Consider the following 12,758-nt stretch of genomic DNA (forward strand, 5'->3'; position numbering starts at 1 on the left):
GGCGACGATGTAGAGAGCCAGGATCGGCAGGACCGCGCCGTTCATGGTCATCGACACGCTCATCTTGTCGAGCGGGATGCCGTCGAACAGGGTCCGCATGTCCAGGATCGAGTCGATGGCGACGCCGGCCATGCCGACATCCCCCTTCACCCGCGGGTGGTCGCTGTCGTAGCCGCGGTGGGTGGCCAGGTCGAAGGCGATGGAGAGGCCCATCTGACCGGCGGCCAGGTTGCGGCGGTAGAAGGCGTTGGAATCCTCGGCCGTGGAGAAGCCCGCATACTGGCGGATGGTCCACGGGTTGGTGAGGTACATGGTCGGGTAGGGGCCGCGCACGAAGGGGGCCAGGCCTGGATAGCCGGCCAGGTCGTCGAGGCCCTCGATGTCGGACGCGCCATAGGCGGGTTTCACGGCGATGCCCTCGGGCGTCTCCCAGGCGGGCGCGCTGGGGGCCGGGGCGGGTGCGGCCTCGCCGTCGAAGGGCAGGGTGGCGAAGTCGGGGAAGGCGCTCACGCGGCCACCTCATAGGGTTCGGCGAGACGGATGGGTTCGAGCGCCGGGCAATGGCCGTCGGGGCCGGGCAGGCGCGGCGAGGGAGTCTCGACGGCCCTGGGCGTCGCGCGCTCCACCTCCACCGGGGCCTGGCCGGGCTGCGGGAAGGCGGTGACGCCGACGATCTTCAGAGGGCCGGCGGCGAGGCGGGCCTCGCGCACCCTGGCGATCTCGGCGGCGACCTGGCCGTCGGCCAGGGCCGCGATCAGGCCGCCCCTGGCCTCGATGGCCTGGAAGGCGGCCCAGGCGGCCCGGGCGATCTCGTCGGTCAGGGCCTCGACATAGCCGGAGCCCGCCCCGGGGTCGGTGACGCGGCCCAGGTGGGCCTCCTCCATCAGGACCAGCTGGGCGTTGCGGCTTTGGCGCCGCGCGAAGGCGGTGGGCAGGCCCAGCGCGTCGGTGAAGCTCCCCAGGACGATGCTGTCGGCCCCGCCGATGGAGGCGCCGACGGCGGCGGCGGTGAGGCGCAGCATGTTGGTCCAGGGATCACGGGCCGCCAGCATGCGGTGGGAGGAGAGGGCCTCGACGCGCGGGGCGGCGGTGACGCCGCAGGCCGCGGTGACCCGCGCCCAGAGAAGCCGGGCGGCGCGCAGCTTGGCCAGGGTGGCGAAATAGTCGGCGTCCGCGGAGAGACCAAGAACGGTTCGCGCGAAGGCGTCCTGCATCGGCAGGCCGGCGCGGACCAGGGCCTTGGCGTAGGCCACCGCCGCGGCCATGGCGAAGGCCAGTTCGCCGGCCTCGCCGCCGCCGGCCTCGTGGACCACGCGGCCCGAGGCCAGGAACAGGCCCGCGTCCGGATAGGACTCGGCCAACCGCCGGGCGACGGTGGCGGCGGAGACCAGATGGCTCTCGATGGGGCCGGGGCTCTCGCCGGCTTCGGCGAAGGCGCTGAGGGGATCGAGGTGGAAGAACAGCTTGGCGGCCGGCGAACCCTTGGCGGCGGACGCCAGCCAGTCGGCGGCCTTGGGGCCCAGGAAGCCGGCGTCGAGGGCCACCGGGGCCAGCTCCAGCATGACGCCGTCCAGCACTTGGGCCAGCCCCTCGGCCGAGCCGACGGCGACGCCGGTCGCCCCGGTGGGATCGAGGCGGACCAGGGCCGAGGCCGCCCCCCCCTCCAGGTCCCTCATCAGGTCGGCGTTGGCGCGGACGGGATCGGGATGGGTGATGCGGCCGCGGATGTCCCAGGGACGCTCGGCGTCGAAGGGGCGCAGGGGGAAGGCCGGAGACCGGTCGGCGCCTTCGTAGAGCGGCGCGATCGGCAGGCCCTCGGCGGTGGTGCGCGTCAGGCTGTCGAAGGAGGCGTCCTTCAGGGTCTTCTCCACCAGGGCGCGCCAGTCGGCGGCGGTGACGGCGGGGAAGGCGGCGGCGAGGGCGGTCAGGTCAGTCATCGGGCCCCAGATGTGCCGCCTGCGTGGCCTCCGTCAAGTTCACGCCGGGTCAGCCGCTTGCACGTTTCCGCGTCTTGTTTATACGTTGTAAAAATAAGATCCAAAACGCATTACCAGAGGAAACCTTGCCCATGGCCCTGCCGCCCATTCTCGCCGAGCGTCTGCGTATTCCGGTGATCGCCTCGCCGCTGTTCATCATCTCCGGCCCGGAGCTGGTGATCGCCCAGTGCAAGGCGGGTGTCGTGGGCTCCTTCCCGGCGCTGAACGCGCGCCCGGTGAGCCAGCTGGACGAGTGGCTGGCCCAGATCACCGAGGAGCTGGCCGACTGGGACCGCAAGAACCCCGACCGCCTGTCGGCGCCCTACGCTCTTAACCAGATCGTCCACAAGACCAACAACCGGCTGGAGGAGGATGTGGAGCTGGCGGTGAAATACCGCGTGCCGATCACCATCACCTCGCTCGGCGCGCAGCAGGCGGTCAATGACGCGATCCACTCCTATGGCGGCATCGTCCTGCACGACGTCATCAACGACAAGTTCGCCCGCAAGGCCGTGGAGAAGGGCGCCGACGGCCTGATCCCGGTGGCGGCCGGGGCCGGCGGCCATGCCGGCGGCCTGTCGCCCTTCGCCCTGATCCAGGAGCTGCGGGAGTGGTTCGACGGCCCCATCGCGCTGTCGGGCGCCATCGCCAACGGCCGCGCCATCCTCGGCGCCCAGGCCATGGGGGCGGACCTGGCCTATATCGGCTCGGCCTTCATCGCCACCCAGGAGGCCCGCGCCGTCCAAGGCTACAAGGACATGATCGTCGAGAGCACCGGGGAGGACATTGTCTATTCCAACCTGTTCACCGGGGTGCACGGCAACTATCTGCGCCCCTCCATCGAGCGCGCCGGCCTCGATCCCGACAACCTGCCCCAGGCAGACCCCTCCAAGATGAACTTCGGCTCCGGCGGCAACCAGGAAGCCAAGGCCTGGAAGGACATCTGGGGCTGCGGCCAGGGCATCGGGGCGGTGAAGTCGATCCCCACGGTCGCCGAACTGGTGGACCGCCTGGCCGCCGAATACGAGCAGGCCAAGGCCGAGCTCGCCGCCAAGACCGCGCTGACCACCGGCCGCGTGCTGATGGCCGCCGAGTAGGGGCCGAGCTGCGTCAGATCTGGAGCAGGGCGGCGATCTTCGCCCTGACTTCGGCCAGAACGGCCGGCGCCACCGCGCCGCGCCGCCTGGCTTGGCGCGCCCGCCAGTCGAGGCTCTTGACCTGATCGGCGAGGATCACGCTCGGCGGCTCCTGGCTCACGACCACCTCGAAGGCATAGCCCTTGATCCGCGAGGTCATGGGGCAGCAGATCATCATGCCGCGGGGGCCATTGTAGCGGGCGGGTGAAAGAACCAAGGCGGGGCGATGGCCCGCCTGCTCGTGGCCGGTCTGGGGATCGAATTCGAGCCAAACGACGTCGCCGGCCTCCGGCACATAGCCCGCCACTACCAGGTCTCCCGACCCACCGGTGCGCCGAAGTCTATCTCCTCGGGGAAGGTCTCTTCGGCCATTCCGGCGAGAAGCTGGTCGAGATCGTATCGCGGCGACTGAACGGGCTCGATGATCACCCGCCCATCCTCCTCACGCACCTCGACGGCCTGATCCACGGACAGCGAGGCTGCGGCCATGACGGAGGCTGGAATCCTGACCGACGCGCTATTGCCCCACTTCTTGATCTGAACTCGCATAGCGTTCCTTCGTATCGACAATGTAGACACTTTGCCAAACAAGAGGATGTGTCAACCTTGTATCGACATCGAAGGCTCAGCTCCCGGTCGAGGTGTACTTCGAGACGCCGAAGCGCCAGGCCAGGAGCGACAGGCCCAGGAAAATGAAGCCCGCCAGGGGCGCGACCGGCAGGAATTCGTCGGGCGCGCCCAGGGGGTCGCTGCGGCCCAGGATCGCCAGGACCGGGAAGTAGGCGACGCAGGCCAGGGGCACGATGAAGATCAGGAAGGTCCGCAGCCAGCGTGCATAGAGGCTGATGGGGAGCTGGCCGGCATAGACCCCGCCGTAGGTCAGGGCGTTGACCGCCTCCAGGCTCTCCACAGTCCAGAAGGCCAGCACCGCCTGCAGGACGAAGAGGGCGCTGAACAGGGCCACCCCGCCGGCCACGGTCCACAGCGCCAGGGCGATGGCCTGGGGCGTCCAGACGAAGTGCAGCATCTGGGTGGCGACGGCCAGGACGATGGCGGCCTGGAAGAACCGGCCGAACCGGCTGATGCGGAAGTCGTGGCCCACCAGCTGCAGGGCCGCCGAGCGGGGGCGGAGCAGCAGGCGGTCGAAGGCGCCGGTACGCACGAAGTCGCTGCCGAACACGTCAAAGCCTCGGGTCAGGAAGTCGGCGAAGGCGAAGCTGACGCCGACGAAGGCGTAGAAGAACATCACCTCGCCAAGCTCCCAGCCCTTGATCGCCCCGAAGCGGTCGAACAGGGCCCAGATGGAGACGATCTCGATGGCGGTGGAGGCGAGCTGGCCCACCGTCAGCATCAGGGCCGAGGCCGGATACTGCATCTGGCTGCGCATGGAGGCCGCGAAGTAGCGGCCAAGCAGGGCGAGCGCGTTCATCGGCCTAGCCTCCCTGCACTTCGAGGCGGGCCATCACCCGGCCGAGCCACCACCGGCCCAGGGTGACAAGGGTGGTGATCCAGAACAGCTGCAGCCCGATGCCGACCCAGGCCATCTGGCCGGCCAGGGCGCCGAAATAGATGCGGTTGGGGATGTCCAGCGTGCCGGCGAAGGGCTGGACGAAGAGGAAGGTGCGGAGGTTGTCGGGATAGAGGGCCAGGGGCAGCAGGTTGCCGGTGAAGACGATCACCAGGGGCTGCATCAGGATGTTGACCCCGCGGGCGTTCAGGGTCGCCACCACGACGATATTGATCAGCATGATGATGGCGCAGGCGAGCGCGATGGCCAGGGCCTCCGAGAGGGCGAACAGCAGGGCCGCCGAGAGGCTGGCCGGCGGCCGCCAGGCCCACTGGCCCTGGCCGATCAGGGGCAGGACGATCCCGGCGGCGAGGATCATCAACGCGACGCGGGGCGCGAGGCGGGCGGTCATCCAGCCGGCGGCGCGGACATACCAGAGGGCGTAGGGGTCCACCGGGCGCAGGCGGTCATAGCTGATGGCGCCGGTGCGGACGCCGTCGGCGATCTCCGGATCTCCAACCCACGGCATGACGGCCAGGAGCCCCTGGGCCAGCCAGGTGTAGGTGACGGCCTGGGAGAGGCTGATGGGGCTGGCCGCGGCCGCCTCAGGGGCGCCGAGATAGAAGGCGGCCAGGACCATGACGTGGACCGCCCCGAACCAGCACTGGGTGAAGAAGCCGGCGAGCGCCGCGGCCCGGTACTGCATCATCAGCAGGAAGCGCGAGCTGAAGGCCGCGGCGTAGGGGCGAAGCGCGTCCACGGCTCACGCCTCGTTCGCGCCGTGCAGGTCGTAGAACCTGGCGATCACTTCCTCGATCGCCGGCTGCTCCACATGGATGTCCTCCACCGCGTGGCGGGCAGTGATGGCGGCGATCAGGGCGGGCGCGCTGGTGATGCGCGGATCGAAGGCCAGCTCCAGGGAGCGGCCGTCCCGGTTGCGCACCTCGACCCCCGGAAGGTCGAGGGCCGGCGCGTCCTGGGCGAAGTCCACGAACAGACGCCGCTCGGCCAGGACATCGGCGCGCAGGGCTTCGAAGGGACTGTCGGCCAGCACCCGGCCATGGCCGATGACGATCACCCGCTGCGCCAGGGCCTCGATGTCGTGCATGTCGTGGGTGGTGAGCAGGACGGTGACGCCATGCTCCTGGTTCAGCTTCTTGACGAACTCGCGCACCGCCAGCTTGGAAGGGGCGTCCAGGCCGATGGTGGGTTCATCGAGGAAGAGGATGGAAGGCTCGTGCAGCAGGGCCGCGCCGATCTCGGCGCGCATCCGCTGGCCCAGGGAGAGCTGGCGCACAGGCTGGTCCAGCAGCTTCTCCAGCCGCAGCATCGCCACCAGTTCGTCGCGGGTCGCCTTGTAGCGCTGGGGATCGACCCGATAGATGTCGCGCAGCAGATCGAAGCCATCGATCACCGGCAGGTCCCACCAGAGCTGGGTGCGCTGGCCGAACACCACCCCGATGCGGGCGACGTGCTTGATGCGGTCGGCGTAGGGGACCAGACCCTCGATCTCCACGCGGCCGGAATCGGGCCGCAGGATGCCCGACAGGATCTTGATGGTGGTGGACTTGCCCGCCCCGTTGGGCCCGATGAAGCCCAGCAGCTCGCCGCGCTCCAGGGAAAAGCTGACGTTCTTCAGGGCCTCGACCGTGCGCCAGCGGCGACGCACGAGTCCGCGCACGGCCCCGAGCATGCCGGGCGCGCGTTCGGCCACGCGATAGGTCTTCGCCAGGTCCTGAACCAGGATCTGGGGCATGGGGGCCGCCTTCGATGTCAAAGAAGAGGCGGGACGCTAGGAGCCGGCGTGAACCCCGTCAATGGCGCCGCTTCCCGATTTTTGACTCCGGCGCCAGGATGGCGACCGCCAGAGGGAGCGGCGGTCATGACCTTCACCAAGAAACTGCGCGAGCCGATCATGCGCGGGGAGATCACCTGCAGCGTCCGGATATGGCAGAGCCCGCGGGTGAAGGTCGGCGGCCGCTATCGGCTGGGGGCTGGCGCGGTGGAGGTGACCGCGCTTGCGCGGATCGATCTGGCCGACGTCACCCCGAAGCTGGCGCGGGACTCCGGCTTCGAGGGCGTCGTCGACCTGCTGAAGACCGCCAAGCATGGCCCCGGCGAGCAGGTCTATCTGGTGGCGTTCGAATATCGGCCGGACCCGACGGCGTAGTTCAACTGGCGGCGAGGCCGGCGAAATGGGGCCAGACCCTGTCCACCGGGGCCCGGAAGGCTCCGCCCGGGGCGGTCAGGCGCCGTCGGCGAGGCCACCTTTTTGACTGGAGGCGGGAGCGCTCCGAACCTTTGCGCGCAAGGCTTTGCGGTCCTTGGGAGCTGTCGCCGAAAATTTTGCACGCTTGCGTCGGCGGCCGTCCTCTGCCACTGCGGATTCACTCACTTGAGATAGGGACGACAATGGCGACTGGTACTGTGAAGTGGTTCAACGCGACCAAGGGTTATGGCTTCATCGCTCCTGAGGGCGGTGGCGGCGACGTTTTCGTCCACATCTCGGCGGTTGAACGCGCGGGCCTCGGCGGACTGAACGAAGGTGACAAGGTCAGCTTCGAAGTCGAGCGCGACCGCAAGAGCGGCAAGGATTCCGCGGCTCAGCTGCAAATCCTCTAGTTCTGGATGGCGGGGCCGCCGGTTTCCGGCGCGTCCCGCCTCTTGATCCTTTCCGATCTGATCCACCGGGCCTTGGCGCCGGTGTTTTTTGACGTCCCGATGTCGGCTACGGCGGCGCGCCCTTGGCGGTGTCGCGGCGGGCCTTGCTCCTCTGGTTCTGACCAGAGGAACCCGGCGCGCGCGGAGAGGGTTCCGGCGCGCCGTTGGCCTCGGATGCTAGAGCAGGTCGCCGCCGGCCGCCGCCGCCGTGGTGCCGTCGCGCTCATAGGCCTTGATCACGTTGCGGCCCACGGTCCAGCGGTGCACCTCGTCGGGCCCGTCCACCAGCCGCTGCGAGCGGATGTGAGTGTACCAGGCGGCCAGGGGCGTATCGGTGGAATAGCCGAGCGCCCCGTGCAGCTGGATGGCGGTGTCCACCACCTTGTGGACCATGTGGGCCAGGAACACCTTGGCGATGGAGTTCTCCTGCCGCAGGTCCATGCCGCGTTCGGCCTTGTAGGCGATGTGAAGCAGCATCAGGCGGGCCATGTAGAGCTCGCTGGCGCAGTCGGCGAGCATCCACTGCACCCCCTGGCGCTCCGACAGCTTCTTGCCGAAGGTCTCGCGCTGGGTCACATGGGCGGCGGCCATGTCCAGGGCCCGCTGGGCCATGGCGACATTGTGCATGCCGTGGCGTAGGCGGCCGTAGGCCAGGCGGTGCTGGCCCATGTTGAAGCCCTGGCCCTCGCCGCCCAGCAGGTTCTCAGCCGGGAGCTTCAGGTCCTTGATCTCGATCTCGGAGTGGCCGCCGCCCATGATCTCGCTGAGCGGGCCGTGGACGGCCATGGTGCCGATGTCGCGCTTGATGACGTAGCCGGGGTTGGGCAGCTCGACGATGAAGGTGGAGTAGCGCTGGTGGCGCGGCGCGTCGGGGTCGGTCATGGCCATGACCACCGCCAGGTCGGCGGCGCTGGCGGCGGACGAGAACCACTTCTCGCCGTTGAGGATGTAGTTCTCGTTGCCGTCCTTCACCGCCCGGGTCTGCATGCCGGTGGCGTCGGCGCCGGCGGCCTTCTCGGTCATCGAGTAGCAGACGCGCTTGTCGCCGTTCAGCAGCGGCTTGAGGTACTTCTCCTTCTGGAACTCGGTGCCGTGCGCCAGCAGGGTCAGCATGGTGGCGTCGTCGGGACCCTGACTGTTCATCGACAGGGCGCCGAGGTGGCTCTCGCCCAGCTCCATCTGCACCAGGGCGTTGGCCAGGGGACCCAGGCCCATGCCGCCATATTCCTTGGGGATGAAGGGGAGCCAGAGGCCGGCGGCGCGGGCCTTGGTCCGCAGCTCGGCCAGGACGGTCTTGAAGGACTCCTTGTCCACCAGGCGCTTCTCGGCGGGGATGCACTCGTCGTGCACCCATTGGCGCACCTTGGCGCGGATGGCCTTGGCCTCCGCCGGAATCTCGAAGTCGATGGACATGGTCGGTCTCCGCCCTGTGGTTTTTCTGGTTGGGCGAGAGGGTCGGCCGATCGTGGACCTGGTGCAAGCCTGCCTTGGCGTCAAAGGCGCTCGGCCAGCGCCTCCAGGCTGCCCGCGAACCAGAGATGGCGGCCGCGGTTGGACTCGTAGACGAAGTCCCGCAGGGCGGTGCTGGCCGCCACGTGGGCCGAGATGTCGCCGACGATGACGAGGGCGACGCCGTAGTTGACGAACTTCTGGACGAACTCCCCGGCCAGGCGGGTGCTGAGGTCGAAGAAGTCGTCGCTCAGGCGCGCGGCGGGGAGGGCGATCGCCACGACATCGGAGCCATAGGCGTCGCCGATGATGTCGGTGGCGTCGCGGCCGGTGGAGAGGCGCGGACCGTCGGCGTCGCAAAGCCAGACGCGGGCGCCGTTCAGGATCTCGACGCCGCTCATGGCTCGGTCACGGCCTGGATCAGACGCAGCAGGTCGGCGGTGACCTTGGGGCCGCCGGCGATGACGATGCGCAGCCGGCCGCGCCGCGCGTCGTGCATCAGGTCCAGGCGGGCGGCGCGGCCGGGGTCCTGAGGTCCGTTGAGGTTGGCGGTGAGCAGGGTGGTCAGCCGGTGGACCGTGTCGGGATCGACGGCGTGGATATCCACCGTCGTGGCCACCTGCACCTCGCGGGTTCCCAGAACCTCCGGCTCGCCGACCGCGGCGGCCTCACCGGCCAGGGCCGCCAGGTCGCGGGCGGCGATGCGGTAGGACTTGCCGATCCGGGTGGCCGTCAGCCGGCCGTCGCGGATGTACTGGCGCACCGTCTTGGGATGCAGCTGTAGGCGGTCGGCCACCTGATCGACGGTGAACAGGTCCTGGCCGGGGTGGGGCGGGGTGGAGATCATGAGGATGCCCTAAAGCGGACCTATATTTGAGTCAATAGGGAAGAATAGGGAATAATATGGCGTGGTCGCGCTTTGGGGCGGGCGACCCCATATGGGCTTCACGGCCCGAGGTGGGCCGGCCATTTTCCAAGGACGTCTCCATGTCGATCTCCCTGCACCAGGCCTCGGTCCCCGTCTTCGTTCGAGGGCTGAAGGTTCTCTCCCAGCTGCTGGAAAAGGGCGCGGCCCACGCCGCCGAGACGGGGATCGACCCCTCCGAACTGATCGAGGCGCGGCTGGCGCCCGACATGCTGGCGCTCGCCGCCCAGGTGCAGCGGGCCAGCGACACCTCCAAGCTCTCGGGCGAACGCCTGAGCGGCGTCGCCTCGCCGAAGATGGAGGACACCGAGACCACCTTCCCGCAGCTTCAGGAACGGGTGGCCAAGACGATCGCTTATCTGGAGAGCCTTTCGCCGGCCGATGTCGACGCCGGCGAGGGGCGGACCATCACCCTGAACTTCGGACCGCTCAAGCCGTCGTTCACGGGCCCGGACTACCTGTTGGGTTTCGCCTTGCCGAACTTCTATTTCCACGTGGTCACCGCCCACGACATCCTGCGCCACAAGGGCGTGCCGGTGGGCAAACGCGACTATCTCGGATCCATCTAGGAGCCTCCATGACCGCCGCCGCCTCCGAGATCGTCCTGCCCGGCCTGGTGCGCCGGCGGCTGAGCGCGGCGGCGGCGGAGCTGTTGCCGGGGGGCGGGGAGGTGTTCTCCACGCCGCTCGGCGAGCCAGCCCTGGCGGGGTCGGACTCGATCTCCTGGCGCGTGTTCAAGAACCCCATCGCCTTGTTCATCGGCGGGGTGGCCGCGGTGATCCTGGAGTTCGCCGAGCCCGGGGTCCGCTCCGGAGTCTGGGACCATTCCAGCTTCCGCCGCGATCCCGGCGGCCGCCTGCGGCGCACCGGTCTGGCGGCGATGATCACGGTCTACGCCGCCCGCAGCCGGGCCGAGGCGATGATCGAGGGGGTGCGTCGGCGGCACGATAGGGTGGAGGGCTACACCCCCGGCGGGGCGGCCTACCGCGCCAACGACCCGCTGCTGCTGGACTGGGTGCAGGCCACGGCGGGGTTCGGCTTCGCCCAGGCCTACAGCGCCTATGCCCGGCCGCTGAGCGACGCGGCGCTGTCGCGGCTCTACGCCGAGGGGGCGCCGGCGGCGCGGCTCTACGGGGCCGTGGGGGCGCCCACGGACGTGGCCGGGATGAGCGCCCTGTTCGCCGCCATGCGGCCACGGATGGAGGCCTCGCCCTTCGTCTTCGAGTTCCTCGACATCATGGCGACCGCCGACCTGCTGCCGGGCCCCCTGCGGCCGTTGCAGGGCCTGCTGGTGCGGGCGGCGGTGGAGATCGTCCCGGCCGAGGTCCGCGACATCCTCGGCCTCGACCGCCGCTGGGACCTGAAGCCCTGGGCGCGGGCCCTGGTGAGGACCCTGGGCGGCCTGGCCGACCGCATCGTCGTCGAGGACGGCCCGCCGGCCCTGGCTTGCCGCCGGCTGGGCCTGCCGGCCAACCATCTCTATCGACCCTGAGACTTGTCGAGGCCGCGCCCGGGTTCTACAGCACAGCTCCTCGAAACCGGTCCGGGATGCCCGCCATGAATGTTCGCGACGCCAATGGCGCCCTCCTGGCCGAGGGCGACTCCGTCACCCTGATCAAGGACCTCAAGGTCAAGGGGACCTCGGTGACGCTCAAGCGCGGCACCCTGATGCGCAACATCCGCCTCACCGATAACGAGGACGAGATCGAGTGCCGCGCCGAGAAGGTGAAGGACCTGGTCCTGAAGACCGAGTTCGTGAAGAAGGCTTAATCGCAGACGCTCATTGACCGCGCACCTTGGCGTCATCCCGGACGGCCGCTAGGCCGATCCGGGACCCAGGGGCCCCGCGCGCCGCCCCTGGGTCCCGGCTCTCCGCTGCGCTGCGGCCGGGATGACGAGCGGGGGCTTGGCCGCGGTCCTTAATCCCGGCCGAGCTCCAGCCCCTGCAGGCAGCCCTCCGCGCGCCAGTCCTCCAGCACCTTCACGAAGGCGATGGGCCCAGCGCCATAGGAGCCGTTGCGGGCGGCGAGCGCCGAGGGCTTGCCCTCGTTGTTGTAGTAGCCGGGGGTACACTCCTCGAGGAACCTCTGGCGCAGGATGGCCAGGGACTCGATGGTCGCCACCCAGTCGGCCTCCGCCTGTTCCGAGGCCTCGACGGTGCGGACCTGGTGGTCCAGGGCGTGGCTGACGATGTAGGCGAGGTGCTTGGACTGCTCGTTCATCATGTGCGGGAAGTTGGCGGTGAAGCCGGACTGCGCGTTGGAGAAGATGAAGCAGTTGGGGAAGCCCCGGGCGTGCATCCCGTGCAGGGTGGAGAGACCGTCCTTCCACTTCTGCGTCAGGGTCAGGCCGCCCTTGCCGTGCAGTTCGTAGCCGGCGCGGCGGGTATAGTCGGTGCCCACCTCGAAGCCGGTGGCGTAGATCAGGCAGTCCAGCTCATAGTGCTTGCCGTTGGCCCAGACCCCGGTCTCGTCGATCCGCTCCACGCCCATGCCGTTGGTGTCGATCAGGTGGACGTTGGGCCGGTTGAAGGCGGCCAGGTAGTCGTCGTGGAAGCAGGGGCGCTTGCAGAACTGGTTGTAGTAGGGCTTCAGGGCCTCGGCGGTTGACGGGTCGGCCACCACGGCGTCCACGCGGGCGCGGATCTGCTCCATCTTCTTGAAGTCGGCCAGCTGCATCAGCTCGGCGGGATCGACCTGGCCGCCGGCGGTCTCGGCCCGCTGGCGGGCCATGAGGCCGAGATTGCGGATGATGTCGGTCCAGCCGTCATTGACGAGGTCCTGCTCCTGCCAGCCGCCGGAGAGCAGGATGTTGAAATTGTCCATCCGCTGCTGCTGCCAGCCGGGCTCAAGGCTGGCGGCCCAGGCCGGATCGGTGGGGGTGTTGTTGCGAACATCGATGGAGGACGGCGTGCGCTGGAAAACAAACAGCTCGCCCGCGCCTTCGCCCAGGTGCGGCACGCACTGCACGGCGGTGGCGCCGGTGCCGATGATGCCGACCCGCTTGCCCTTCAGGCCGCTCAGGCCGCCGAAGGAGTCGCCGCCGGTGTAGTCGTAGTCCCAGCGGCTGGTGTGGAAGCTGTGGCCCTTGAAGCTGTCGACGCC

The 12,758-nt window shown here is 69.2% G+C and carries 17 protein-coding genes; 6 read left to right on the top strand and 11 right to left on the bottom strand.

What is annotated here, in order from left to right:
- Together Q7T09_RS06560 and Q7T09_RS06565 are read right to left on the bottom strand one after the other, a co-directional pair.
- A partial coding sequence (locus tag Q7T09_RS06560; protein WP_304698632.1) for a methylmalonyl-CoA mutase family protein occupies positions 1–510 on the bottom strand: 510 nt, incomplete at its 3' end.
- Positions 507–1,937, bottom strand: a complete 1,431-nt coding sequence (locus tag Q7T09_RS06565; RefSeq protein ID WP_304698633.1) for a methylmalonyl-CoA mutase family protein — start codon at positions 1,935–1,937, stop codon at positions 507–509. The genes Q7T09_RS06565 and Q7T09_RS06560, both read right to left, overlap by 4 nt.
- A 131-nt stretch (positions 1,938–2,068) precedes the next feature.
- On the opposite strand from Q7T09_RS06565, the gene Q7T09_RS06570 reads away from it, so the two are divergent.
- Positions 2,069–3,073 (top strand): nitronate monooxygenase family protein, encoded by a 1,005-nt coding sequence (locus Q7T09_RS06570; protein WP_304698634.1) that lies wholly within the window; start codon positions 2,069–2,071, stop codon positions 3,071–3,073.
- A gap of 13 nt (positions 3,074–3,086) precedes the next feature.
- Here Q7T09_RS06570 and mazF read toward each other — a convergent pair whose 3' ends face one another.
- The 5 genes from mazF to Q7T09_RS06595 form a co-directional block, all read right to left on the bottom strand.
- Positions 3,087–3,419 (bottom strand): endoribonuclease MazF, encoded by a 333-nt coding sequence (gene mazF, locus Q7T09_RS06575; protein WP_304698635.1) that lies wholly within the window; start codon positions 3,417–3,419, stop codon positions 3,087–3,089.
- Positions 3,419–3,661, bottom strand: a complete 243-nt coding sequence (locus tag Q7T09_RS06580) for an AbrB/MazE/SpoVT family DNA-binding domain-containing protein (RefSeq protein WP_304698636.1) — start codon at positions 3,659–3,661, stop codon at positions 3,419–3,421. Before Q7T09_RS06580 ends, mazF begins: the two co-directional genes overlap by 1 nt.
- A 76-nt stretch (positions 3,662–3,737) precedes the next feature.
- The gene (locus Q7T09_RS06585; RefSeq protein ID WP_304698637.1) at positions 3,738–4,541 is read right to left on the bottom strand and encodes an ABC transporter permease; all 804 of its coding nucleotides are present in this window, start codon (positions 4,539–4,541) and stop codon (positions 3,738–3,740) included.
- A 4-nt stretch (positions 4,542–4,545) separates the two neighbouring features.
- Positions 4,546–5,379, bottom strand: a complete 834-nt coding sequence (locus Q7T09_RS06590) for a hypothetical protein (RefSeq protein WP_304698639.1) — start codon at positions 5,377–5,379, stop codon at positions 4,546–4,548.
- Between the two features lie 3 nt (positions 5,380–5,382).
- A complete protein-coding gene (locus Q7T09_RS06595; RefSeq protein WP_304698641.1) occupies positions 5,383–6,375 on the bottom strand; it encodes an ATP-binding cassette domain-containing protein in 993 nt (330 codons plus the stop codon).
- A gap of 126 nt (positions 6,376–6,501) precedes the next feature.
- Here Q7T09_RS06595 and Q7T09_RS06600 point away from each other — a divergent pair, with 126 nt between their 5' ends.
- A complete protein-coding gene (locus Q7T09_RS06600; protein WP_304698643.1) occupies positions 6,502–6,789 on the top strand; it encodes a hypothetical protein in 288 nt (95 codons plus the stop codon).
- A 242-nt stretch (positions 6,790–7,031) separates the two neighbouring features.
- Entirely contained in the window at positions 7,032–7,241 is a 210-nt protein-coding gene (locus Q7T09_RS06605) for a cold-shock protein (RefSeq protein ID WP_304698645.1), read from the top strand.
- A gap of 216 nt (positions 7,242–7,457) precedes the next feature.
- On the opposite strand, the gene Q7T09_RS06610 is transcribed toward Q7T09_RS06605, so the two are convergent.
- The 3 genes from Q7T09_RS06610 to Q7T09_RS06620 all read right to left on the bottom strand — a co-directional run bounded on the left by Q7T09_RS06610 (position 7,458) and on the right by Q7T09_RS06620 (position 9,576).
- Positions 7,458–8,693: an acyl-CoA dehydrogenase family protein gene (locus Q7T09_RS06610; protein ID WP_304698646.1), complete on the bottom strand. Its 1,236-nt coding sequence runs from the start codon at positions 8,691–8,693 to the stop codon at positions 7,458–7,460.
- A gap of 80 nt (positions 8,694–8,773) precedes the next feature.
- A complete protein-coding gene (locus Q7T09_RS06615) occupies positions 8,774–9,130 on the bottom strand; it encodes a DUF4180 domain-containing protein (RefSeq protein ID WP_304698647.1) in 357 nt (118 codons plus the stop codon).
- Positions 9,127–9,576 carry a helix-turn-helix domain-containing protein gene (locus Q7T09_RS06620; protein WP_304698648.1) on the bottom strand — a complete coding sequence of 150 codons (450 nt, stop codon included), beginning with the start codon at positions 9,574–9,576 and terminating at the stop codon, positions 9,127–9,129. Before Q7T09_RS06620 ends, Q7T09_RS06615 begins: the two co-directional genes overlap by 4 nt.
- A 140-nt stretch (positions 9,577–9,716) precedes the next feature.
- On the opposite strand from Q7T09_RS06620, the gene Q7T09_RS06625 reads away from it, so the two are divergent.
- The 3 genes from Q7T09_RS06625 (at position 9,717) to Q7T09_RS06635 (ending at position 11,424) form a co-directional block, all read left to right on the top strand.
- Positions 9,717–10,223 carry a DUF1993 family protein gene (locus Q7T09_RS06625; protein ID WP_304698649.1) on the top strand — a complete coding sequence of 169 codons (507 nt, stop codon included), beginning with the start codon at positions 9,717–9,719 and terminating at the stop codon, positions 10,221–10,223.
- Between the two features lie 8 nt (positions 10,224–10,231).
- Complete coding sequence (locus Q7T09_RS06630) at positions 10,232–11,146, top strand: oxygenase MpaB family protein (protein ID WP_304698651.1); 915 nt, start codon at positions 10,232–10,234, stop codon at positions 11,144–11,146.
- Between the two features lie 65 nt (positions 11,147–11,211).
- Positions 11,212–11,424, top strand: coding sequence for an alkylphosphonate utilization protein (locus Q7T09_RS06635; RefSeq protein ID WP_304698653.1), 213 nt, complete (start codon positions 11,212–11,214; stop codon positions 11,422–11,424).
- A 149-nt stretch (positions 11,425–11,573) separates the two neighbouring features.
- On the opposite strand, the gene Q7T09_RS06640 is transcribed toward Q7T09_RS06635, so the two are convergent.
- On the bottom strand, positions 11,574–12,758 hold a 1,185-nt coding region (locus tag Q7T09_RS06640), incomplete at its 5' end, for a flavin-containing monooxygenase (protein WP_370689211.1).

Origin of the sequence: Phenylobacterium sp. (genome assembly GCF_030645195.1) — a bacterium.
GTDB lineage: Bacteria > Pseudomonadota > Alphaproteobacteria > Caulobacterales > Caulobacteraceae > Phenylobacterium.

What these genes read in the sequence shown, in the direction of transcription:
- Q7T09_RS06565 (WP_304698633.1), bottom strand. Translation starts at nt 1,937, where the DNA reads ATGACTGACCTGACCGCCCTCGCCGCCGCCTTCCCCGCCGTCACCGCC.
- Q7T09_RS06570 (WP_304698634.1), top strand. Translation starts at nt 2,069, where the DNA reads ATGGCCCTGCCGCCCATTCTCGCCGAGCGTCTGCGTATTCCGGTGATC.
- Q7T09_RS06580 (WP_304698636.1), bottom strand. Translation starts at nt 3,661, where the DNA reads ATGCGAGTTCAGATCAAGAAGTGGGGCAATAGCGCGTCGGTCAGGATT.
- Q7T09_RS06585 (WP_304698637.1), bottom strand. Translation starts at nt 4,541, where the DNA reads ATGAACGCGCTCGCCCTGCTTGGCCGCTACTTCGCGGCCTCCATGCGC.
- Q7T09_RS06595 (WP_304698641.1), bottom strand. Translation starts at nt 6,375, where the DNA reads ATGCCCCAGATCCTGGTTCAGGACCTGGCGAAGACCTATCGCGTGGCC.
- Q7T09_RS06600 (WP_304698643.1), top strand. Translation starts at nt 6,502, where the DNA reads ATGACCTTCACCAAGAAACTGCGCGAGCCGATCATGCGCGGGGAGATC.
- Q7T09_RS06605 (WP_304698645.1), top strand. Translation starts at nt 7,032, where the DNA reads ATGGCGACTGGTACTGTGAAGTGGTTCAACGCGACCAAGGGTTATGGC.
- Q7T09_RS06610 (WP_304698646.1), bottom strand. Translation starts at nt 8,693, where the DNA reads ATGTCCATCGACTTCGAGATTCCGGCGGAGGCCAAGGCCATCCGCGCC.
- Q7T09_RS06615 (WP_304698647.1), bottom strand. Translation starts at nt 9,130, where the DNA reads ATGAGCGGCGTCGAGATCCTGAACGGCGCCCGCGTCTGGCTTTGCGAC.
- Q7T09_RS06620 (WP_304698648.1), bottom strand. Translation starts at nt 9,576, where the DNA reads ATGATCTCCACCCCGCCCCACCCCGGCCAGGACCTGTTCACCGTCGAT.
- Q7T09_RS06625 (WP_304698649.1), top strand. Translation starts at nt 9,717, where the DNA reads ATGTCGATCTCCCTGCACCAGGCCTCGGTCCCCGTCTTCGTTCGAGGG.
- Q7T09_RS06630 (WP_304698651.1), top strand. Translation starts at nt 10,232, where the DNA reads ATGACCGCCGCCGCCTCCGAGATCGTCCTGCCCGGCCTGGTGCGCCGG.
- Q7T09_RS06635 (WP_304698653.1), top strand. Translation starts at nt 11,212, where the DNA reads ATGAATGTTCGCGACGCCAATGGCGCCCTCCTGGCCGAGGGCGACTCC.